Source organism: Dictyoglomus turgidum DSM 6724, assembly GCF_000021645.1.
In the GTDB taxonomy this organism is placed as follows: Bacteria; Dictyoglomota; Dictyoglomia; order Dictyoglomales; family Dictyoglomaceae; genus Dictyoglomus; species Dictyoglomus turgidum.
On record NC_011661.1, the window covers coordinates 670602 to 693143 of the forward strand.

General features: G+C 34.7%; 18 protein-coding genes. 8 read left to right on the forward strand and 10 right to left on the reverse strand.

Annotated elements, in window-relative coordinates; all coding sequences use genetic code 11:
* The first annotated feature begins 256 nt into the window (after nt 1-256).
* The 8 genes from DTUR_RS03370 to DTUR_RS03405 all read left to right on the forward strand — a co-directional run bounded on the left by DTUR_RS03370 (nt 257) and on the right by DTUR_RS03405 (nt 9097).
* Entirely contained in the window at nt 257-2200 is a 1944-nt protein-coding gene (locus DTUR_RS03370) for a peptide ABC transporter substrate-binding protein (RefSeq protein WP_012583034.1), read from the forward strand.
* A gap of 69 nt (nt 2201-2269) precedes the next feature.
* Nucleotides 2270-3232: an ABC transporter permease gene (locus DTUR_RS03375; RefSeq protein ID WP_012583035.1), complete on the forward strand. Its 963-nt coding sequence runs from the start codon at nt 2270-2272 to the stop codon at nt 3230-3232.
* 38 nt (nt 3233-3270) lie between these two features.
* A complete protein-coding gene (locus DTUR_RS03380) occupies nt 3271-4143 on the forward strand; it encodes an ABC transporter permease (RefSeq protein WP_012583036.1) in 873 nt (290 codons plus the stop codon).
* 4 nt (nt 4144-4147) lie between these two features.
* Complete coding sequence (locus tag DTUR_RS03385; protein ID WP_012583037.1) at nt 4148-5128, forward strand: ABC transporter ATP-binding protein; 981 nt, start codon at nt 4148-4150, stop codon at nt 5126-5128.
* The gene (locus tag DTUR_RS03390; protein ID WP_012583038.1) at nt 5121-6068 is read left to right on the forward strand and encodes an ABC transporter ATP-binding protein; all 948 of its coding nucleotides are present in this window, start codon (nt 5121-5123) and stop codon (nt 6066-6068) included. Before DTUR_RS03385 ends, DTUR_RS03390 begins: the two co-directional genes overlap by 8 nt.
* A gap of 52 nt (nt 6069-6120) precedes the next feature.
* Nucleotides 6121-7119, forward strand: coding sequence for a glycoside hydrolase family 5 protein (locus DTUR_RS03395; RefSeq protein ID WP_012583039.1), 999 nt, complete (start codon nt 6121-6123; stop codon nt 7117-7119).
* Nucleotides 7120-7136: 17 nt separating this feature from the next.
* On the forward strand, nt 7137-8075 hold the full coding sequence (locus DTUR_RS03400) for a glycoside hydrolase family 5 protein (RefSeq protein WP_012583040.1): 939 nt from the start codon (nt 7137-7139) through the stop codon (nt 8073-8075).
* A gap of 26 nt (nt 8076-8101) precedes the next feature.
* Complete coding sequence (locus DTUR_RS03405) at nt 8102-9097, forward strand: glycoside hydrolase family 5 protein (protein WP_012583041.1); 996 nt, start codon at nt 8102-8104, stop codon at nt 9095-9097.
* On the opposite strand, the gene DTUR_RS03410 is transcribed toward DTUR_RS03405, so the two are convergent.
* The 10 genes from DTUR_RS03410 to DTUR_RS03455 form a co-directional block, all read right to left on the reverse strand.
* On the reverse strand, nt 9094-10269 hold the full coding sequence (locus tag DTUR_RS03410) for a hypothetical protein (RefSeq protein WP_012583042.1): 1176 nt from the start codon (nt 10267-10269) through the stop codon (nt 9094-9096). The two genes, DTUR_RS03405 and DTUR_RS03410, sit on opposite strands and share 4 nt — an antisense overlap.
* Before the next feature lie 22 nt (nt 10270-10291).
* Entirely contained in the window at nt 10292-12244 is a 1953-nt protein-coding gene (locus DTUR_RS03415) for an ABC transporter ATP-binding protein (RefSeq protein ID WP_012583043.1), read from the reverse strand.
* Nucleotides 12228-13997, reverse strand: coding sequence for an ABC transporter ATP-binding protein (locus DTUR_RS03420; protein ID WP_012583044.1), 1770 nt, complete (start codon nt 13995-13997; stop codon nt 12228-12230). The genes DTUR_RS03415 and DTUR_RS03420 overlap by 17 nt, the downstream gene beginning before the upstream one ends.
* Nucleotides 13998-14098: 101 nt before the next feature.
* Nucleotides 14099-17227, reverse strand: a complete 3129-nt coding sequence (locus DTUR_RS03425) for a glucodextranase DOMON-like domain-containing protein (RefSeq protein WP_012583045.1) — start codon at nt 17225-17227, stop codon at nt 14099-14101.
* A gap of 13 nt (nt 17228-17240) precedes the next feature.
* Complete coding sequence (locus DTUR_RS03430; protein ID WP_012583046.1) at nt 17241-18044, reverse strand: glucodextranase DOMON-like domain-containing protein; 804 nt, start codon at nt 18042-18044, stop codon at nt 17241-17243.
* Between the two features lie 57 nt (nt 18045-18101).
* Entirely contained in the window at nt 18102-19514 is a 1413-nt protein-coding gene (locus tag DTUR_RS03435) for a hypothetical protein (protein ID WP_012583047.1), read from the reverse strand.
* A gap of 202 nt (nt 19515-19716) precedes the next feature.
* Nucleotides 19717-20160, reverse strand: a complete 444-nt coding sequence (locus DTUR_RS03440; RefSeq protein WP_012583048.1) for an ImmA/IrrE family metallo-endopeptidase — start codon at nt 20158-20160, stop codon at nt 19717-19719.
* A complete protein-coding gene (locus tag DTUR_RS03445) occupies nt 20141-20458 on the reverse strand; it encodes a helix-turn-helix domain-containing protein (protein ID WP_012583049.1) in 318 nt (105 codons plus the stop codon). The genes DTUR_RS03440 and DTUR_RS03445 overlap by 20 nt, the downstream gene beginning before the upstream one ends.
* 73 nt (nt 20459-20531) lie before the next feature.
* Nucleotides 20532-21542, reverse strand: a complete 1011-nt coding sequence (locus tag DTUR_RS03450) for a M42 family metallopeptidase (RefSeq protein WP_012583050.1) — start codon at nt 21540-21542, stop codon at nt 20532-20534.
* 1 nt (nt 21543) lies between these two features.
* Nucleotides 21544-22542 carry a M42 family metallopeptidase gene (locus DTUR_RS03455; protein WP_012583051.1) on the reverse strand — a complete coding sequence of 333 codons (999 nt, stop codon included), beginning with the start codon at nt 22540-22542 and terminating at the stop codon, nt 21544-21546.

Here is a 22542-nt window from a genome sequence, read left to right on the forward strand (position 1 = left end):
CAAAGTTTTTTATTTCTTGATATTATACATCAAACTGGTTAAGTAAATAAAGGGTATGGTTTCAGTTTGAAATCATTAAAACCCTTTAAATCATTTAATTTCAGTTTAAAATTATATTGACATCTGGAAATGCCTATTATAAAATCATTAACGAAATTAGTTCCAATTAGGAAGGAGGTGAAGGGTAAAATATTAATTCTTTTAAAAATCGTTTTCCTTTAAAAATTTTTAAAATTTTTGGGGGAGGAGTGATTAAATGCGTAGTAAAAAAGGTTTAATTATTTTGTTGGTTTTAGTTTTAGTTTTCCTATTTTCGGGGGTAATTAATGGACAAAAGGAAAAAGTTGTGAGTTTGCCTTTCTGGGATACCCCTGGATTGATTCCTTACTATTGGCAAGCTCAACATATATTAGCACAGGGAACAATTTTTGAGGGACTTTATGGGTATGCTCCCGATCCTAAAGGACTTGGTGGTGTAAAAGTCGTTCCAGTTATTGCACAAAGTTATAAGGTTTCTAAGGATTACAAGGTATGGACTTTTAAATTAAGAAAGGATAAGAAGTGGTCTAATGGTGATCCGGTGACTGCAAAGGATTTTGAATGGTCCTTCAAATACTACGCAAGTCCTAAGATTCCAGATCTTCCTGCATGGGCAGGTCCACTTCAATTTATTGAGAACTTCTGGGCAGTAAAATCTGGAGCATTGGATCCTGATAAACTTGGGGTAAAGGCTCTTGATGATTATACATTAGAGATTAGGCTCACCACTCCAAGATATGATATGAAAGAATGGCTCTGCGTAGCTCAAGGAGTGCCAATTCATAGAAAGAGTGTTGAGGCAGATCCTCAGAACTGGTGGAGACCTGGAAAAATAGTAGTTAATGGACCTTATATTCCTGTATCTTGGACACCTGGAAAAGACATGACCTTGGTGAAGAACCCCAACTATGTAGGTGAAAGAGGAAACGTAGATAGGATTGTGCTTAAGTTTGGTGGACTTGGAATCCAGCAATATCAAGCAGGAGAACTTGATGCTGCAATGATTAACAACGTAGCTGAGTACAGATTTGTAACATCTGATCCTAAACTCTCCAAAGAATTTCATGAAGATGTGATGGATTGCTTCTGGAATGGATATCAATGGTCTCGTGGATTTGATCCAATAATGGATAACGAAAAATTAAGACAAGCTCTTGCTATGGCTATAGATAGGGAAAAACTTTGTAAGGATGTTCTTGGTGGAAGAGCATTACCCCTTAATAAATATTGGCCTGATGGTAACCCCATTGGAGACAAACTAAAGGGAATACCCTTTGATGTAAAGAAGGCTCAACAATTACTTGCAGAAGCGGGATATCCTGGTGGGAAAGGCTTGAAGACTCTTGTATTCTACATCACTGGTGGTGGCGATCCAGTGGTAGAGTTCATAGTAGATCAATGGAAGAAGAATCTTGGAGTTAACGTAATAATTGAGAATATAGAGTCTGGATTATATTGGAACTCCTATGTATGGCCAAGCTTCTCACCTGATTCTAAGGCTGGATTCACTGTGATAGGTGCTCCAATGAATAACTTAGAGATTGGTGCATTGTTTAAGAACTCTGACCATACCGTTTGGTTCTATGATTTTCCAACTTCTGCAAGAAAAAGATACTATGAGTTACAACAGGAGCAAGATGCATGGTTGAGAAAAAGTGGTGGATTAACTGAGGCAGATTGGAAACCATTACTTGAAGCAAGGAAGACATTATATGAAACTTACAAGAAAATTGTAAGCACAGAGCCTGAGAAATTATGGGTAGCAGATCTAACTACCAAACCGGAATGGTATGAGAGATTTGATGAACTTTATGAAAAATGGAAGGCTGCAAAGACTGATGCGGAGAAGACTAATTATTGGAGACTTGCAGGAAGAGAGATTGTAGGACAACAGATATTCCAAAATTGGTATCTTAATCTTACTGAGAGAGCAAAGAATGCATTAAGATGGAGATATAGAACAGTTAATAGGCCATTCAGTGAGGCAGTAAAAGTAGCTCATTATGGACTCCAACTTATGCAAGATGCATACTACATGGTACCAATTTATCTTGCAAAGGCACAATGGATACAGAATCCAAAACTTGAGGGCTTGATGCTCTACAAGTTCTCTTGGGGTCCTGGATTCTTTAACTTTAAGTGGCTTAATCTTAAAGACTAACTTGTAGTAAAATACCAGGGGGAGAGTATAAAACTCTCCCCCTTTTAAATTATGTAAAGGAGGTAGAAAATGGGCCTTTTAAAGTACATTTTACGAAGACTCTTTACTATTTTCGTATCAATCGTAGTAGTAATAATCATAACCTATGTACTTATGTGGCTTGCTCCTGGTGAATTTTTTAATATTGCTCAATTCCAGGCAAGTGCTGGTAAAGTTGCCACTTTGACTCCTGAACAACTTCAAATATTAATAAAAGGATTTGAGGAAAAGTATGGACTAAATGTACCTTTGTGGAAACAGGTTTGGAATTACCTAAAAGATGCCTTTAGATTTAAATTTGGTCCATCCTTTTCTAATCCTAACGAGCCTATAGAAGTGCAAATAGCAAGAAGATTTCCTGTGACCTTTACCCTTGCAATTCTGGCTATGGCTCTCGCTGTAATTGTGGGAATACCTCTTGGGGTGCTTGCTGCTTTAAGGAGGAATACATGGGTAGATTATATTACCATGTTTTTCTCAATGATAGGAAGTATTATTCCTGCCTATCTTATTGGTGTTATAATGGTTATAATATTTAGTGTTTATTTGAGATTGCTTCCTACCTCAGGTTGGGAAACTCCAAAACAGATGATTATGCCTGTTATTACTGTTGCTTTGGGTCCTATGGCAATAATTGCGAGGTTTACAAGATCAAGTCTTCTTGACGTATTGAATCAGGATTATATAAGGACTGCTTATGCAAAGGGTGGAACAGATAGGGCGGTAATTATGAGACATGCTTTAAGAAATTCACTTTTGCCTGTAGTTACTGTTATTGGTCCTCAACTTGCATTCCTTTTTACAGGAACAGTGTGGATTGAAAACTTATTTAGAGTTCCTGGCCTTGGGCAACTTTTTGTGAATGCTGCTTCTATGAGGGATTATCCTCTCCTTGTAACCTCAACTTTTATTCTTTCTTTGTCAGTTATGTTAATGAATCTTTTAGTGGATATTATCTATGCCTTCTTAGATCCTCGAATTAAATATCAATAACAAATGGGCTTTATGAATATAGAAGGAGGTTTTGCTAAATGGAAGTCGCATTAAAGCAGAAAACAAAGAGGGTAAGTTATTGGTCTGCTGCTTGGAGAAGGTTTAAAAGAAATAAAATGGCTGTTGCAGGATTAATTTATATTATAATAATCACCATAGCAGCCATATTTACTCCCTGGATTGCCCCATACCCTTATGATGAACCTCATTATGCTCATACCTTTGAACCGCCAAGTGCAAGATTTTGGTGGGGTACTGATGATTTAGGTAGGGATATGTTTAGTAGAAACTTATATGCTATGAGAAACGCACTGTTAATAGGATTTGGCTCCCAAATAGTAGTACTAATAATAGGTGTTATAATTGGATCCATAGCTGGATTTCGAGGTGGTGCGGTAGATACATTCCTTATGAGGATTACAGATATCATGTATGCTTTTCCAACATTCCTTTTTAACGTCATATTGGTTACCGTTATGGGAAGAGGACTTTTTACTATTCTTGTAGCGGTGGGTCTTACGGGATGGGCTGGTATGGCAAGGCTTGTTAGAGGAATGGTTATGTATCTTAAACATGCTGATTTTGTGGAAGCAGCAAGAGCTCTTGGGGCAAAAGACAGTTATATTATCAGAAGATACATTTTACCTAATATGTTGGGTCCTATAATTGTTAGCCTTGCCTTTGGAATACCTAATGGAATATGGGTAGAAAGTGGTTTAGCATTAATTGGTATGGGAGTAAGACCACCTATGCCTTCTTGGGGAAATATGATTGGTGCAGGGATAGGATATATTATGGCTTTCCCTCATATGGTTATTTTCCCAGTCTTGACTTTTGCTATTACTCTTCTTGCCTTCACTTATGTAGGGGATGGTTTGAGAGATGCATTTAATCCAAGGAGTGAGGTATAGAGCCATGGCAGAACTATTAAGAGTTAATAATTTAAAAACCTATTTTGATAGATATGATGGTGTGGTTAAAGCTGTGGATGGTGTTAGTTATAAAGTGGATTATGGAGAAACCTTAGCTATTGTGGGGGAAAGTGGTTCTGGTAAGACTCAGTCAGTTCTTTCCCTTCTAAGACTTATTAAGGGAAATGGAAGAATTGTAGATGGAGAAGCCATATTTGAGGGTAAAGATCTATTAAAATTGAGTAAGGAAGAATTAAGACAGATAAGAGGAAAAGATATCTCTATTGTTTTTCAGGATCCAATGACAAGCTTGAATCCTATTATGAGAATTGGTATCCAGATAATGGAGCCTATCTTGTGGCACAAGATTATGTCTGACAAGGAAGCAAGGGAAAGGGCTATAGAGCTTTTAAGGGTCGTAGGAATTCCAGAATACAAAACCAGAGTATGGGATTATCCATTTCAGTTTTCAGGTGGAATGAGACAAAGGGTTATGATTGCAATTGCTCTTGCATGTAATCCAAAGCTTGTTATTGCTGATGAGCCAACAACAGCATTAGATGTTACAGTGAGAGCTCAAATATTGAATTTGTTATCAGACATGAAAGAAGAGTTTAAAACCAGTGTTATATTTATAACCCATGATGTTACCCTTGCAATGAATTTTGCAGATACTATTATGGTAATGTACGCAGGAAAAATTGCCGAGTATGCTCCTATAGATAAATTTATAAGAAATCCACTACATCCATACTCCAATGGCTTAATAAGTTCCACCTTAGATATAAACGCAAAAGAGGGTACTTTAAAGCCCATACCTGGAAACCCACCAAGCTTAGTTAATCCACCATCTGGTTGTAGATTCCATCCTAGGTGTCCATATGCTCAAGATATTTGTAAAGAAGTTGAGCCAGAGTATAGAGAGGTGGAAGATGGACACTATGTAGCTTGTCATCTTGTGAAGGGAGGAAAATTCAATGCCTGAATTATTGGTAGTTAAAAACTTAAAAAAATATTTTCCTGTAAGAAGAAAGTTTTTAAAGGCTGTAGATAATGTGTCTTTTTCTTTGGAACAAGGAGAAACTTTGGGCCTTGTGGGAGAGAGTGGATCTGGCAAGTCTACCCTTGGAAGAAGTATATTAAGACTTATAGAACCTGATGATGGAGAGATAATATTTGATGGGGTAGATATAAGGAAACTTCGTGGAGAAGAATTAAGACAGAGAAGAAGATTTATGCAAATTATATTCCAGGATCCTCTTGCATCTTTAAATCCCATGATGACTATTGGGCAGAATATTGAGGATCCTTTAATAATCCATAACATAGGTACAAAAGAAGAAAGAAGAAGAGCTGTGGAGGAGCTTCTTGAAATAGTAGGTCTTGGAAGAGAGGTTATAGATGCCTTTCCTCATGAGTTTTCTGGGGGACAACAACAAAGGGTAGGAATAGCAAGGGCTCTTGCATTAAATCCTAAATTCATTGTGGCAGATGAGCCTGTTTCGTCCTTAGACGTGTCAATTCAGGCACAGATTGTCTCTCTCCTTTACGAGCTTAAGAGAAGATTTAAGATATCTTACCTATTTATATCCCACGACTTAGCTGTAGTAAGATATCTCTCTGATAAAGTTGCTGTTATGTACTTAGGAGCAATAGTAGAGATGGCTCCTAAGGAAGAGTTATACCAAAACCCATTGCACCCTTATACCAGAGCACTACTCGCTTCGGTACCTAAAATGCCAAGGGATGGGGAAAGACAAAAGAGATTCCCTGCTCTTAAAGGTGAGATACCATCCCCAATCGATCTTCCTCCTGGGTGTAGATTCCAGAGTAGATGTGAATATGTGATGGATGTATGTAGAAAACAAGAACCTGCTTTTAGGGAGGTATCTCCCGGACATTTTGTGGCTTGTCATTTGGTTTAAAAAATGCCTTTGGGGTGAGAGGGGAAAAGTAATTTAAAGGAGGAAAGAGGGAATGAGGAGGATTTTGTGGATAATTTTGTTAACTTTATTTATTTTTAACATCAATGGATATACTCAAGAGAAACTTCCTATTAGAAGAGGAGTAAATCTAACAGGGCTTGAGGCTCCTTTTGAAGGGTCCTGGGGGGTTTATGTAAAGGATGAATATTTTGAATTAGTGAAAAAGGCAGGTTTTGATCATATAAGGGTTCCTATAAGGTGGAATGGGCATGCCGCTTATGAACCTCCTTATACTATTAGAGATTATCTTTTTGAGAGGGTAGACCATATAATAGAAATGGCATTTAAAAATAAATTATATATAATAATTAACATTCATAATTATGAAGAGCTAATGCAAAATCCAGAAAAGCATAAAGAGAGGTTTCTTGCTCTATGGAGACAAATAGCAGAACACTATAAAAATTATCCTGATACCTTGTGGTTTGAGCTTCTAAATGAACCAAATACTAATCTTACTCCTCAACTTTGGAATGAGTATTTAGCTGAGGCAGTAAAGGTTATAAGAGAGACTAATCCTACAAGGAAAATTGTGATAGATACTGCTAATTGGGCAAACTATAATACTATATCTTTTTTGAAGCTTCCTCAAGATAGAAATTTAATAGTAAGTTTTCATTATTATAATCCCTTTAATTTTACCCATCAGGGTGCAGATTGGGTTCAACCTCAACTTCCTGTAGGAGTAAAATGGACCGGTTCTGACCAAGAGAAAAAAGCTATTGAGAGAGAACTTGATTTTACTTTGGAGTGGGCAAAGAGAAATGGTAATGTTCTCCTTTACATGGGGGAGTTTGGAGCATATTCAAAGGCAGATATGGAGTCAAGGGTAAGGTGGACAGATTTTGTAGCAAGATCTGCAGAAAAAAGAGGTATTGCTTGGTCATATTGGGATTTTGCCTCGGCAGGCTTTGGAGTTTATGATGGGTTAAATAAGATGTGGAGGATCGAACTCCTCAAAGCATTGATTCCTGAAACAAAAATAAAATAGATAGGAGTGGGGAGAGAATGAACAATCTTCCTATTAAGAGAGGAATTAATTTTGGGGATGCTTTAGAAGCTCCTTATGAGGGGGCTTGGAGTGGTTATATAATTAAGGATGAATATTTTAAAATTGTTAAAGATGCAGGTTTTGATCATGTAAGAATTCCCATAAAGTGGAGTGTTTATACTCAAAAAGAAGCCCCATATTCTATTGAGAAAAGAATTTTTGACAGAGTGGATCATTTAATAGAAGAAGGACTTAAAAATAATCTCCATGTTATTATAAACATTCATCATTATGAAGAGATAATGGAGGATCCCTTAGGGGAAAAAGAAAGATTTCTAGCTATATGGAGACAGATTTCTGAACACTACAAGGATTACCCTAATAATCTTTATTTTGAACTTTTAAATGAGCCTACTCAAAATCTGAGTAGTGAATTATGGAATCAGTTTTTAAAAGAGGCTATTGAAGTTATAAGGAGAACGAATCCTGAAAGGAAGATTATTGTAGGACCAGATAATTGGAATAGTTTATATAATCTTGAGAAATTGATAATTCCAGAAAATGATGAGAATATCATAATTACTTTTCATTATTACAATCCTTTCCCTTTTACTCATCAGGGGGCAGGGTGGGTAAAAATTGATTTACCTGTAGGAGTAAAATGGTTAGGTACTGAGGAAGAGAAAAGGGAAATAGAAAGAGAACTTGATATGGCAGTAAGTTGGGCAGAAGAGCATGGCAATATACCCCTTTATATGGGGGAGTTTGGAGCATATTCAAAGGCAGATATGGAGTCAAGGGTAAGGTGGACAGATTTTGTGGCAAGATCTGCAGAAAAAAGAGGTATTGCTTGGTCATATTGGGAATTTTATTCTGGATTTGGAGTGTTTGATCCTGAGAAAAATGAATGGAGAACGCCTCTTCTTAGGGCATTAATACCTGAAAGGAATATATGAACTTATTTTAGATAGGAGGTATAGTTTTGAAGATAAAAAATGTTATTCCGAGATGGAAGGGTTTTAATCTGACAAATATGTTTCTTTTTCATCTTGCGAAGGATTTTGATGAGGAAGATTTTAAGTGGATTAGTGAGTGGGGTTTTAACTTTGTTAGAATTCCCCTTTGTTATAGGCTATGGATAGAAGATGATAATGTTTACAAAATAAAGGAAGAAATTTTAGAGAAAATAGATAAAGTGGTGGCATGGGGGCAAAAGTACAATATTCATGTTTCTTTAAATTTTCACAGAGCACCTGGCTATTGTGTAAACAATGAATTTACAGAAAAATTTAATCTCTGGAGGGATGAATCTGCTCTTGATGCCTTTTGCTTTCATTGGGGTATTTTTGCGAAAAGATATAAAAGGGTTTCATCTAAGTATTTAAGTTTTAATTTGGTAAATGAGCCTTTGCATCCTTCTCCTGAAGTCATGACAAGAGAGGATCATAATAGAGTAATTAGGCGCACAGTAGAATATATAAGAAATATTGATTCAGAAAGGCTGATCATTATAGATGGTATTTCCTATGGAAATTCTCCTCTTCCAGAGCTTTCAGATCTTAATGTAGTCCAAAGTTGTAGGGGATATCTTCCTATGGGGCTTACCCATTATAAAGCAAATTGGGTGGGGGGAGAAAATTGGCCAGAGCCCAAGTGGCCAGGCGCCTGGCATTATGGAGAAATATGGGATAGGGAAAAACTTGGAAGACATTATGATGAGTGGGCAAAACTAATAGGAATGGGAGTAGGAGTTCATTGTGGAGAGGCGGGGGCATATAAGTTTACACCTCATAAGGTAGTAATCGCATGGCTTAGAGATCTTCTTGAGATTTTAAAAGAAAGGGATATAGGTTTTGCACTTTGGAATTTTAAGGGACCTTTTGGTATTCTTGATTCTGATAGATCAGATGTGGAGTATGAAGATTGGTATGGACATAAGCTTGATAGGGAGATGTTAAAACTTTTGCAGGAGTACTAAGGAGACTTTTTGTAGATCTCTATTTTATAGCCATCTTTTCCTGATAGCATTATTATTAAAAAGTTTTCGTTTTTTGAGAATTGAATATCTTCCACAAAATAGTCTTCTTTAAGATTGATTCTTTTTTGCTCATTGTTTTCCCTATTTATAATGAGGATTTCCCTTGAAAGAGAAGCGAAATTCTTGCTCAAAGCATAAGCCATATAGGTTTGGGAAGGAGATAGAGAAGAATTAGATCCTAAGTAGGTTGCTATTAATTCTTTATTTTTAATATCAAATATATTTATACTTCTGTTTCCTTCTACTATTAGAAGGTTCTCAAGAGGACTAAATTTTACATAGCCTGAGATTGGAAGTGTAGAAATTTCATTTAAACTTTTTAGATCAATAATTTTTGTGCCAGTCTCTTCTGTGGAGGCTACAAGAAGTTTGGCACTTTTGGTTGTGTCAAAATCTATAACTGTGGTGTTTGGAAGAAGATTGTATTCTTTTTGTTTGTTTAGATCATATAAAGTAAGTCCATAGAATTTATTAGAGTCTTCTATATATTTTGTATTTTTAAAGATCAAAAAATTATCATCAGGTGAAAATACTGCATTTTCAAAGTTTATTTCCTTAAGGGTAATAAGCTTTTTGAATTCAGGATAGGATAGAATCGTGTATTCATAGTGGTCTTCAATGGGTATAAAATTTAGGAACAATTTAGTTATGTGTTTCTTAGTAAAAATGAATTTAGCGGTGTTGGATATATCTAAATCCTCGATAATTTCAAGCTGAGAGATAAAAAGGTTATTTTTTTCATTCTTATTGTATTCTATATTAAATGGTAATTCTATTTTGCTATTTTTAACAGGATTCCATATTGTTAGGTATGGCTCGTTATTTATTAAGGCTACATCACCGTTGGATAGCAACTTAAATTTTAGGATATAAGTATTAAAATCTTGAGCTTTTGAAGACTTAACTCTTAATCTTGTCTCTTTAAAGGTATTAAGATCGAGAAGAACAATCTGATCTTGATAAGCATAAATTAGAGAATCGTTATAAGTGATAAAATAATTAAGAGCTTCAGTACCTATAAATATGGATTTAGCAGGTACCGTATCAAAACCTTGGGAAAAGATATTTCCTACAGTTAACAAAGCTATACTTCCTATGATGACTTTTCTCACTTTTTGTGTCTCCTATAAGTTTCTATTTGTTAGCATAATTTAAACTTTGTAATTTGTAAAGATGGTAATATATTCCTCTTTTTCTTATTAGTTCTTGATGATTTCCTTTTTCTACAATTCTCCCTTTATGCATTACATATATAGTATCTACTTTTTTAATTGTGGAAAGCCTATGGGCAATTATTATGCTTGTTCTACCTTGAGTTACTTTTTCAATGGCATCTTGTATGAGTTTCTCAGTCTGGGTATCTATATTAGCAGTGGCTTCGTCAAGAATAAGAATCTTAGGTTCAAAGACAAGGGCTCTTGCAAAAGCAATGAGTTGGCGTTGTCCAGCAGAAAGCGTTGCTCCTCTCTCTTGTACAGGTGTATAGTATCCTTGAGGAAGCTCTCTTATAAATTTATCAGCATTTACTAATTTTGCAGCTTCTATTACTTTTTCCTCAGGTATATCATTTCTATTAAGTCTAATATTTTCTAAGATGTTAGTTGCAAAGAGATGTACATCTTGCAGTACAACACTTATTTGCCTTCTTAAATCATAAAGATCAACATCCTTTATATTTATGTCGTCAATTAAAATTTCACCTTTTTGTACGTCATAAAATCTTGTAAGAAGGTTTATTATGGAAGTCTTTCCTGCACCTGTTGCTCCTACGAAGGCTACCTTTTCTCCTGGCTCTATTTTGAAGGATAAATCCTTTATAACCCATTCTTTGTCGTAAGCAAACCATACATTTCTAAATTCTATCTTTCCCTCTATTCGGGTTAATCTTATAGGATTCGAAGGTGAGTCTATGCTTATTTTTTCGTCCCTCAGAAGAAAAATTCTCTCTGCTGATGCCATGGCATCCTGTAATATATCATATTTTTCTGCTATGTCTTGAATGGGTTGAAAGAAACTTCCTAGATAGGAGATAAAGAGAAATAAAGTTCCAAAGGATATTTGGTTATTCATAATTTGCCAACCACCAAAAAAGATTAAAAGAGCTGAGATAATACTGCCAAGAGCACTTACTACAGGTCTAAAAATAGCATTTACAAAGACATTTCTTAACTGTGCCTCTAACAATTTATCGTTTATTTCTTTAAATTCTTTTTCATTTTCTTTCTCTCTTGCAAAAAGTTGGGTTACTCTTACTCCACTTATATGTTCTGCTAAATAGGCATTAAGTCTTGCAAGTCTTATTCTAAAGTTGCGATAGGCTTCCCTCGCATATTTTCTAAATACAAAGCTTATATATCCTACTATAGGAAGAGAGCCAATACATATTAAGGCTAATTTCCAGTTTAAGAGAAACATTACTATGGAAAGTCCGAAAATTAGAAATGTATCCACAATAAAACTAGTGATTACAGAATTATACATTTGTTGGAGAGTTTCGGTATCGTTAGTAACTCTTGTAACAAGTCTTCCTACCGGGTTCTTATCAAAGAAGCTTATGGGAAGTTTAAGAATGTGTCCAAAGAGTTCTTTTCGCATATCAAAAATGATTTTTTGAGAGGTTAAATTTAGAATATAAACTTGAGCATAAGTTAGCGTAAATATGAGAAGTATGATTAAAAAATAAATTAAAGCTGATTTTTTAAGATTATTTATATCTTTAAATCTAACAATAATTCTGTCCTTAGAACTTAATTTATTTAAATCTTCAAGCAATATATATTTTCTACTTTTAAAGTCTTTTATTATATTTTTATACCTTTGCAGTATATCCTTAGGTATTTTTTCGTCTAAATAGTAAACTCTTAACTCTTGGTTATTTATTAAGATTGTCTCTATTGGATTTATACTTTTATCAATGGAATTTTTGATTATATATGGGTTTACAAGTTTTAATACAGTTACAAGAATAATAAGAAGGAGAGCAAAGAGAATATAGCGCAAATAAGGTTTTGCATATTTGAGAAGTCTTCTCATTATTCTTGAATCATAGGCTTTTCCTAATATTTCTTCTTCATAATATTCTTTCATCTTCTCTCCTCTCAAGTTCTGATTCTATCTTTTGCTGCTCAAATAATTCCGCATAAAATCCACCAAGCCTCATTAATTTATTGTGGTCACCTCTTTCTATTATTTTCCCTTCCTTTAATACAATTATTTCATCCGCATCCTGAATTACAGAAAGTCTTTGAGCAATTACTATGAGGCTTTTGTTTTTTCTTATCTCTAAAAGATTTTCAAGAATTTGCCTCTCTGTTTTAGCATCCACAGCAGATAAGGCATCATCAAATATAAGAACAGGAGGATTTATGGCTAAAGCTCTTGCAATGGCAACTCTTTGCTTTTGTCCTCCAGAAAGGGTTACTCCTCTTTCACCTACTATAGTGTGTATACCGTTAGGAAATTCTTTGAGATCTTCCTCTAATGCTACGATTTTGATGAGTTTATAGATTTCATCATCACTTAGGTCAGGTTTTCCAAATCTTATATTGTTTGCAATGGTATCCGAGAATAAGAAACTGTCTTGGGGAACAAATCCTATGTTTTTTCTAAGGTAATGAAGGGATAGATCCTTTATAGGGATATTATCAATAAAGATTTCTCCCTTTTGTATGTTGAATAATCTTGGTATAAGACTTACAAGGCTTGTTTTTCCTGAACCAACAGGACCTGTTATACCTAAAAATTTTCCTGGTTTGATTTCTATGGAGATATCTTCAAGGATCCATTTTGGACTTGATGGATATTTAAAATACACATTTTTAAAAGTTATATAACCCTCTAATGTTTCCTTTTTTATAGATTTAGGGGAGTCTTTTATATCAGGAATTTCATCAAGAACTTCATTTATCCTCTCAAGGGAAGCTCTACCTCTTTGGAAATTGTTAACTACCCATCCAAGGGCATTCATAGGCCAAATAAGAAGCCCTAAATATGAGTTAAAGGCAATGAAATCACCAAGACTAATATTTCCCTTTATAACTTCAAGGCCTCCTAATAAGAATACGAGAAGAATAGAAAGATTTGCCAGAAGTTCAATAGTGGGAAACATAAATCCCCAAGCCTTTACCAAGTGAATATTTTTACTTAATAAATCTTGAGCTTTTTCTATAAATTTTTTTAATTCTGCTTCTTCTTGGACATAGGCTTTTACTACTCTTATTCCAGCTATGGTTTCCTCTGCCTTATCAGTTAGTTTTGCAAAGCTGTCCTGTACAAGTTTGAATCTTTTATGAGTTATTTTCCCAAAGAAGGCAATAGTTAAGGTTATTAATGGGAGAGGTATAGCAATGTATAAAGTAAGTTTAGGGCTTATGCTTAATAAAAAGAAGATAGAAAGGGTGCCAAGGAAAATTGTATCCAGTAGCATAACTACTCCAAAAGCAAACATTTCTCTTACAGCTCCTAAATCGTTTGTGGCAAGAGCCATTAATTCTCCCGTCTTTTTGTAGTTAAAGAAGTTAAGGGATAAAGTTTGTAGGTGAGTAAAATATTTTTCTCTTATTTGGGCTTCTAATTTTCTTGCTGTTGCGAGGATTTGTATTCTCCAAAAAAAGCGAAATATGGCCGTAAGTATGGCAAGAAGTAGTAATGATGAAAATACTAATAGTAGGCTTTTAAAGGTTAAGGATCCTTTATTAAGGTAGTCTACTCCCCAACCGATTAATCTTGGAGATATGAGTTGGAATATGTCTGTAAGGAGTAGAAAAAATGCTCCTGTTATGTATTTCCATCTGTATTGTATTAATAGCTTTTTAATATGTCTAAGTAATGGTTTGTTCATAACAGTAAATAATTTTATAGCTAATTATTTTTTTTGTAAACAAGAATTATAAAAAATAAAAGCGGGGAGGAAAAATCCTCCCCGCTTTTTGATTGGTTACTTTATTGAGACATTAAAACCCTAAGGGGGATCAAGGGTAATTCTACATAAACATTTTCTTCCTCATCTTCACTACTTACCCATTTAGACAGTATATCCTCTTGTTTCATTCCAGGGGGAACAATCATATCTATGATATTAGGATCGCCGTAGAAGTCGTCCCCACCGCCAAATCTCCATTGTTTAGCTTCTTCTTCTACTTCTCTTACTCTCCAGCTTCCAGGTCTTGGGTATCCTTCTTGTCCACATAATATCACGAGGATTTTCCAGTCAGGTGTTACAGGACCTAAGTATTTTTCAGGTACTGAGATTATTATAGTTCTTTCTGTAGGATCGGTGCTTAATTGTACTACTCCTTTTATCTCTTTTAGTTGTACTTTTCCTTTCTCATCTAATGTAGGAATTATTAATTCTTGTATCCATCCTTCAGCCCAAATTGCTTTGTTCCAACCCTCAGGAATATTAGCTTGTCTTCCAGGTAAGGCTTGATAGTAATAGGTGCTCTCTTTTCCATCATTAATATATATGTCTATGGTTTGAACTGAGACTCCTGTGGGCGAACCCCATGGATTTTCTAAATCTCCTCTAATCTTAATTTTGAATACAATATCATCTTTGCTTTTACCCATTTCTACATGGATTATGTCGAAAACACCGGGTTTAAATACTGGAGCTGTTGGATATACAACTTTGCCCCATCCATAGTCATCCCCAGTTGGATCATCAATAGAGAAGTATGTTATTTCTAACTTCTTCTCAGGAACAGTTAAGTAAATAGGAACATAGTAAGGTACCACATCTATCGGTTCTTCTTTCCCAAATATCACATTCATTGCTATTTGTTCTCTTCCTTGTACTTTAATTTCCTTGAAAGGTACGCCTACTTCTATGTATTTCTCCGATACTCCTGCTTTTAGTGTAGATTGTTGTCTCCAGGAATTATTACCAGTAGCTTGATTTAATATGGCATCTACTTCTCCAAGGGAGCTGATCTTTGAAAAATCAATTAGAAGTTCGTAAGCTATTCCATACCCGAGAGTCTGACTTCCCTTTCTTGGATACAAATTATATTCCTTTTGGTTTGGATTAGAAAAGTACACTGCTAAGAAATAAGGCTTTCCTAAATAGTCTTTGAGATTTGTTTTTGACTCTATAAGAAAGTATACATTATCATTGTCAAGACCTAAGTATACTTTTTCAATAAAATCACTTGGCTTTGTGGAAAGTCCTGTTCCTTTTTTAGCAAGGTAGATTGCAGCGTTCTTCCATTCGTCTTCGGGATTAATCAGTCCATCAATCTTAGGTGTGAATTTTGCTTGTAAGCTTTGTACTGGTTTTTCTTCACCTATTTTTACTATAGGAAGGAACAATTCTTGAGGAACTTCTTTACCAATTAATTTGTAGACATTTATAAGATGTTTCCTAAAGAGTTCATCAAAGGCAAGGTCATTTGTGGAGTCTTGATCATCTCCATACCACCAGAACCAGTCACTACCTTCTGCTGCATATAGTTCAAACCATGCTTTTTCGATATTGTTTCTTAAGAGATCTGGATTTAATACGGGAGATATAGTTTTCTTCTGTTTCACTGTTTCATATATTAACTCTGTCCTTGCTTTATCTAAGATTTCCCATGCTTTGTTTTCTTCTTGTTCTCCTACCCAAGTTAAGAAAGTGCCATCTATCCAAGATCCTGAATGGAGCCTTTCTATCTTCTTAGTGGGAGGGAATTTATTTAAGTAGTCTGTTAGCCTTACTGTTTCAATATAAGGACTGTCTGTGAGTAATTTATAAAGAGTGTTTAAAAATTCCTTTCCATCGTTTTCATAATATTCCCAACAGTTTTCACCGTCAAGTATTACTGTTACGAGATATGACTTTTTGTCATCCTTTACTCTCTCATAGATATTCTCTAAGCGGTTTACAAAGTCTTTTGCTGCATTTTCTCCTTTCATTCCACTATAGACAAAACCAATTTTATCTGAAAGATTTTTGTCTCTAAACACCACATAAACCTTTTTACCTTGTTCTTCCACTATGTAAGGTTGATAAAGTACATCAGGATTCGTTACATTTCCTCTTGAGTCTCTGAGGATAGGAGTGTTTAGAGATTTTGAAAGCACATCCTCATCACTTGCCATCCATAAAAAGCCTGAATTTCCTACGATGGGAATAATGTCTTGGCTTACGGATCCTTCGGAAGGCCAAAGACCCTTTGGTGTATCTTTGAAAAATTTTTTATAGTAGTTAACAGCCATTGAAAGTTGAGCTGATGTATCATCACTGTAGTTTATTGTGGCATTAGGTAGAGCTATGTCTTGTACTGCAATTTTGGCAGATTTTATGTCCACTAATAATGGCATTATTGGATGGAAAAATGGAGTAGTAGTTACTTCTATTTGTTTGGTTTTTTGTAGTTCCGCATAAAGAGGAATAATCTTAGACATAATTTCATATTGTTTGTTTATTACCACTTTTTTATCTTCTTCAGTAAAGTTTTTACCTTTTTCTATAAGTCTTGATAGATCTTTGTCATACTTTTGAAAATCAGGATCAAACCATGCTAAATTGAACCATACTTGTAGATCTCTAAAATCTTGAGTTGTAAATTTCTGAATTGCTTTTGCTATTACCACATCGTCAACAGATTGGCCTCTTTTATTCAAAAGTTCCCAATATCTTGGGAATTTTTTGATTATTCTATCCCAATTAACGTCAAAGAATCTTCTTAATATAAATTCTTTATCTTCAATGGTAAGTTGATCTGCAGGTTTTTCTGTGAGAATTAGATATTTATCCTTTATGCCCTTCTTGGTATAAAGTTCTAATTGATATAAGAGAGATGGAACCATGTTAAAATTAGCTTTTATTTGGGGATAGTTTTTTAATATGTATGCCATGTCATAGTAATCTTTTATTGCATGCATCCTTACCCAAGGAAGGATATTTATATTTTGATCTGGATCATAATATAAAGGCTGGTGGTTATGCCATATAATGGCTAAGTATAATGGTCTTTCTACTTTTTGTACCTTTGGATCATAGATATTTAAAGGAATGTCTTGGGAAAAGCTTAAGGAGATTAGGGAAATTATAATAAAGAGTAGAGAAAAAGCTAAAATTCTCTTCATAGAGAATCACCTCTTACTTTACGTATATGAAAGGTACTTGAGCATATACATTTTTCTCAAATTTAGCATCACTCTTATACTTGCCTAAAACTTCAAATTGATTAATTCCCTCGTAATCTAACATGTCTATAATATTAGGATCGCCGTAGAAGTCGTCCCCACCACCAAATCTCCATTGTTGAGCAGTGGAAAGTACCTCTCTAATCCTACAAGAAACAGGGTCTTGAGTCGGGAATCCTTCTTGTCCCATTATGAATACCTGAAATCCCCAACCTTTCTGGAAATCATCTCCAAGGGTCTTTTTAGAAACAGGGATGATGATAGTATTGCCATCAACAGTCACACCTTTTGAGGGGAAGACGCAATATTTGTACATTTCTGGAGCTGCATTCTTTACCGAGCTTTTAAGTTCTGTAGGCCAGCCTTCTACAAGTATAGCTAAATCCCATGCACTTTCTGGAGTGGTTTGAGCTCTTACTCCTGGTATAAAATCTCTAAATCCTGAATCTTTCTTATGATCTTTGTCAATATATATGTGGATTGTTTGAAGAGAGAGTCCTATTGGACTTCCCCAAGGATTTTCTATAGGTACTCTGAAAGAGATTTTAAAGTATACATTATCATTGTCAGCATCTATAACTACTTTTGTCATGTCAAAGGTTCCAGGTTTAAATACCCCATCTGTGGGATAAGTATATGTTCCTGGTCCTTTGTCATCATTTGTAGGATCATTAAAAACTAAAGGATATTTAACAGGTTCTGCAAAAATAAGAGTGGAAAGAAGAATTAGAAATATGAAAATCAAAAACTTTTTCATTTTACTAACCCCCTTTAAAATCGGGGAGGATTTATCCTCCCCGAAATTTTAAATTCATTAGAAATCAAAAGAAATTTTTGCTCCTATTTGCTTTACAAAATCTGCGGGAGTTCCTTCTTCTGGAGCATTACCAAAGTATAAAGAAGCGTTGGGGAGTTCAAGAGCTAAGTAATAAGTGTTATGTTTTGTTCCGTTATCGTTAAATAGTTGAGAGATACCTCTTAGTTTGAGATTTTTAGCCAAGTCATACGCAGCATTTAAGAAAAGATAGGATTTATTTGTTGTATAATTACCAGCTAAATAAATGCTTAAATTATTGTAGATGGTAGATAGATTTCCATAAAGCTCAGTATTTCCACCTATTGGTTGATATAATTTACCATATACAGAAAGATCTTTTAGTGGTACAAAGGTTGCTTCAAGGGTAACATTAGTGGAATTGGTGCTATCAACTGTTGAATTATTCACGGTTCCTTTGATGGTTAAATTCTTGCTTACTATATATGTGACTATACCTGTTAGGTTGGTAGTTTTTTGGCTTATATCTTCTCTATTTATTAACTCAACAATGGGCTCAAAGGATAAGTTGGAAATTGGAGCAATTACTGATCCAAGCTTAAAGTATGTACCGTAAGATTTACTTGTTCCTGGAATAAGTTGAGTTTGGTCAGTTTTGAACCAATCAAATTGGTTAATATAGCCCTTATCAACTTTCTTTCCAATTCCATAAAGCTTTATAACAGGTGTTAATTGGGTTGAGAAGTCCCCATAAAGGACCATTCCGCCCTCAGAATCGGTAGGATTTGGACCCCATACGCATTTACCATATATTCCTTCTGCTTTTATGTCCACATTAGCTACTTTTCCAGTAACATCTACTCCAAATAGGCTCTTTCCTACGTTAGCTTGTCCCCAATTACTACCCATAGCAGTAAATCCAACCATGAGTGGTGGGAAAGCTCGTTTTAGTCTCACATAAGAAATTTGATCTGAGGAATTAATTCCTGCCAAGAAATTTGTATCAAATGCTTTTCCAGAGATCTCAATTCCGTTTCCCCATATCCAGGAAGATCCAGGAAGATCTCCAGGTTTATTTAAGAGAAGAGGATCATCAAAGGGAGTTGCATCTTCTTTATAATATACCCTTAAGTTCATAACAGAGCTTTTTGCTATTAAGTGTGCCTTTTGTACTTCTATGATGCCAGGCCCAAAAAGGTTGCTATAATTTGGATATAGATGAAGTTCGAAATAGCCTTCAAGAAGGCTTGAGGGTTCTGCTTTTATTTTAAAGTAGGTATTCCAATAATCCAGATTAACTGGTCCTAAGGTATTAGAGTAATTTCCATTGGAATCTTTTAAGAATTCACTATGAACTCCTATTTCACTATAACCATAGAAATTGACCTCTTGAGCATACACAAAGGTTAACGTTAAGAGAAGAGCAAGAATTAAAAACAATACTTTTTTCATCTCTATACCCCCTTTAGATTTTTAAAATTTTTAAGAAGTGAAGTTAACTTGAATTAGTTTTTGTTTTTCTGTATTCTTATTCCTTATATCACCTCCTAAACACGTGTTAATTTTCTTTAATAAAAATTACACGTGTTAGTATTCCTTGATGATATTTTAAGAGAAGATGGTTAAATTTGTCAAGAATATTTTTAAACCAATCTTAAAGTATTTTAAAATCTTTTAATCTTATCTCTGTAACCTTTCGGGAAACATAGAAAATACTAGAGATCTTTTCAAGAGAAAGATTTAAATATCTACCAAGAAGAAAGTCTGGAAGAAGTAGAGATGCTGCAAAGGTATTAGCTTCTCTTTCAATTTTAGAGTTTTCTATTGGGTAGTCAAGATAGATTTTGTTGTTGGAATAATGAAGTAAGAAATGTCCAATTTCATGGGCAATTGTAAATCGCTGTCTTAAAAGGTTGTCATTTTTGTTAATAAGCATTGTGGGACTATTTTTGCGGTTATACAATATTCCAGAAATCTGTAAGGGTAATTCGTAGAAGTATAATTCTACTCCTAATCCGTAGGCTATAATCTCGGGTTTTATGGGAGGCTTATTTATATAAAAAAGGGATAACAGTTCTTTAATCAGTTCTTCGTACACCTTTTTTCTTCTCCAAGGATTTAATGAGTTGAATTATCATCCTTCTTTCATCTTCATCAAGGGAGGTTTTTGTTCTTAGAAAGGTCTCTATGGTTTCATCATTATCTTCTGAGAAAAAGTAGGAAGTAGGAAGGTTAAGAGCTTGAGCTATTCTTTCTAGGGCTTTTAGAGACGGGTTTTTAAGCCCTCTTTCAATGAGGGATATATAAGATAAAGAAAGACCTGTTTTTTCTGCCAGATCTTCCAGTTTCATATTATGCTTTTTTCTAATTTCCCTTATTCTCTTCCCCACATTCATGGTTACTTATATTTTATTATCAATTTGGTATTTTGTTAATAAAAGGGGGACTTTTATATTGTCCCCCTAAAAATTAAAAAAGGCTTTCTTCACTTTCTACTAAGAGTTTTAATATTTTAACTGCATTTTCTACGTCTTTTATGTCTACCATTTCATGGGGTGAATGCACATATCTTGTAGGTATAGATAAGGTTCCTGCAGGAATTCCTTCTCCTGTCCTTTGTAGAGCAGCAGCATTGGTACCACCACGAAGTAGAATCTCAATTTGGTAAGGGATATTATTCCTTTCTGCTATATTTTTCAACTTTTCAACTATTCTTCTATCACTAATAGATGCGCTGTCTTTTATTTTTATGGCAGGTCCTTTTCCTAATTCGAGGGACATTCTTTTTGGTCCTTTAGGAGTATCAGAGTGGGCTGTAACATCAACAGCTATGGCAAGATCTGGTTTTATATTAAAGGCAACCACACTTGCTCCTACAAGTCCTATTTCTTCTTGAATAGAAAAGGTTCCATAAAGGGTATAGTAAGGATTAGATTTTTTGAAAACTTCAATTATTATAGCACATCCAATTCGGTCATCCATGGCTTTAGATACAATTCTTTCTCCTAAGTCTTTAAAGCTTGCTGAGTAAACTCCAAAGGTTCCTGGTGGAACAAGCTTTTCTGCTTCTAATTTATTTTTTGCTCCAATATCTACAAAGATTTTATCAAAATCAAGATTTTTGAGGTTTTTTGAAAGTTCCTCGGAAGTTTCTCCTTCAACTCCTACAAATCCTTCTATATTTGGAAATGCTATGCTACTTCCTAACAAGTTATAAGGAGAAACTCCTCCGATAGGTTCTATTCTGATAAATCCTTTTTCATCGATATGAGTGGCAAGGACTCCAATCTCATCCATATGAGCATCAAGAAGTATTTTTCCTTCTTTTTTTCCTTTTTTCCAAACTATTAAGTTTCCGAGTTTATCTATCTCATAGCCATCAATGTATTCTTTTAATTCTTCAAGGATTGCACTTCTTATATTTTCTTCTCTACCACTTGGAGATTTTATTTCTGTTAATTTTTTGATAAGTTCTTTCATCTTATAAGACCTCCTTTATAAGAATTAGGGAAAGAAGCTTTAGAGTATTTTGATAATCACTAATATTTACTACACTCATGGGGGAGTGAATATATCTGGAAGGAATAGATATAACTAAGGATGGTGTACCTGTAGTTATGGCTATTCTTGCCGCATCAGTACCCCCTACAGTTCTTCTTTTTATTTGATAGGGGATGTTATTTTCTTTTGCTACTTTTACCGCAAAGTTAAATAATCTTTCATCGTTTACATATCCCCTATGGGCAGGTGTAATAACAGGTCCTTTTCCAAGTTCTGAAGATCTTCTGTCAGGAGGGAATTCTGGATTATCCCCCGAAGTGGTGGTTTCTACCACAATTGCAAAATCAGGGTTTATCTTAAAGGCACAAGAGCCAGAGCCTCTCAGTCCTGTTTCTTCTTGTATTACGAAGGCAAAAAATGTGTCGTAATATAGATCTAAACCTGAAAGGATTAAGTCCATGAGAATTGAACATCCCCCTCTATCATCAAGGGCTTTTCCAGATATCCATTCTTCGTGTACCATGGCGTTTGGCGCAAAACTTACAAAATCACCAATTTTTACTTTTGATTCAGCCTCTTGTTTTTTTGTGGCTCCAATATCTACTTTTATATTCTCAAAGGATACTTTTTCGTATCCCTCCATAAGGTGTACAGGTTTTGAACCTATAACTCCCAATATCTGTTTTTCTCCTATTACTACCTTTTTCCCTAAGACTACTCTTGGATCAATGGTCCCTAAAGGTATTATGCTTATCTTTCCATCTTCTTCAATATTACTTACAATAAACCCTACTTCATCCATGTGGGCGGTAATCATAAGTTTTTTATTTACTTTACCTTTTTTAAGAGCTATAAGGTTTCCTAATTTGTCTGTCTCTATATAATCTACTTTATCTTTTATCTTTTCTTTAATAAATTCTCTTACTTTTCCCTCAAACCCAGAAACCCCAGGTATATCTGAAAGTTCTTTTAAAAACAA

Coding starts and splice junctions, on each gene's coding strand:
- DTUR_RS03425 (WP_012583045.1), bottom strand. CDS start 17,227: ATGAAGAGAATTTTAGCTTTTTCTCTACTCTTTATTATAATTTCCCTA.
- DTUR_RS03415 (WP_012583043.1), bottom strand. CDS start 12,244: ATGAAAGAATATTATGAAGAAGAAATATTAGGAAAAGCCTATGATTCA.
- DTUR_RS03390 (WP_012583038.1), top strand. CDS start 5,121: ATGCCTGAATTATTGGTAGTTAAAAACTTAAAAAAATATTTTCCTGTA.
- DTUR_RS03375 (WP_012583035.1), top strand. CDS start 2,270: ATGGGCCTTTTAAAGTACATTTTACGAAGACTCTTTACTATTTTCGTA.
- DTUR_RS03400 (WP_012583040.1), top strand. CDS start 7,137: ATGAACAATCTTCCTATTAAGAGAGGAATTAATTTTGGGGATGCTTTA.
- DTUR_RS03380 (WP_012583036.1), top strand. CDS start 3,271: ATGGAAGTCGCATTAAAGCAGAAAACAAAGAGGGTAAGTTATTGGTCT.
- DTUR_RS03420 (WP_012583044.1), bottom strand. CDS start 13,997: ATGAACAAACCATTACTTAGACATATTAAAAAGCTATTAATACAATAC.
- DTUR_RS03370 (WP_012583034.1), top strand. CDS start 257: ATGCGTAGTAAAAAAGGTTTAATTATTTTGTTGGTTTTAGTTTTAGTT.
- DTUR_RS03385 (WP_012583037.1), top strand. CDS start 4,148: ATGGCAGAACTATTAAGAGTTAATAATTTAAAAACCTATTTTGATAGA.
- DTUR_RS03450 (WP_012583050.1), bottom strand. CDS start 21,542: ATGAAAGAACTTATCAAAAAATTAACAGAAATAAAATCTCCAAGTGGT.
- DTUR_RS03395 (WP_012583039.1), top strand. CDS start 6,121: ATGAGGAGGATTTTGTGGATAATTTTGTTAACTTTATTTATTTTTAAC.
- DTUR_RS03445 (WP_012583049.1), bottom strand. CDS start 20,458: ATGAATGTGGGGAAGAGAATAAGGGAAATTAGAAAAAAGCATAATATG.
- DTUR_RS03435 (WP_012583047.1), bottom strand. CDS start 19,514: ATGAAAAAAGTATTGTTTTTAATTCTTGCTCTTCTCTTAACGTTAACC.
- DTUR_RS03430 (WP_012583046.1), bottom strand. CDS start 18,044: ATGAAAAAGTTTTTGATTTTCATATTTCTAATTCTTCTTTCCACTCTT.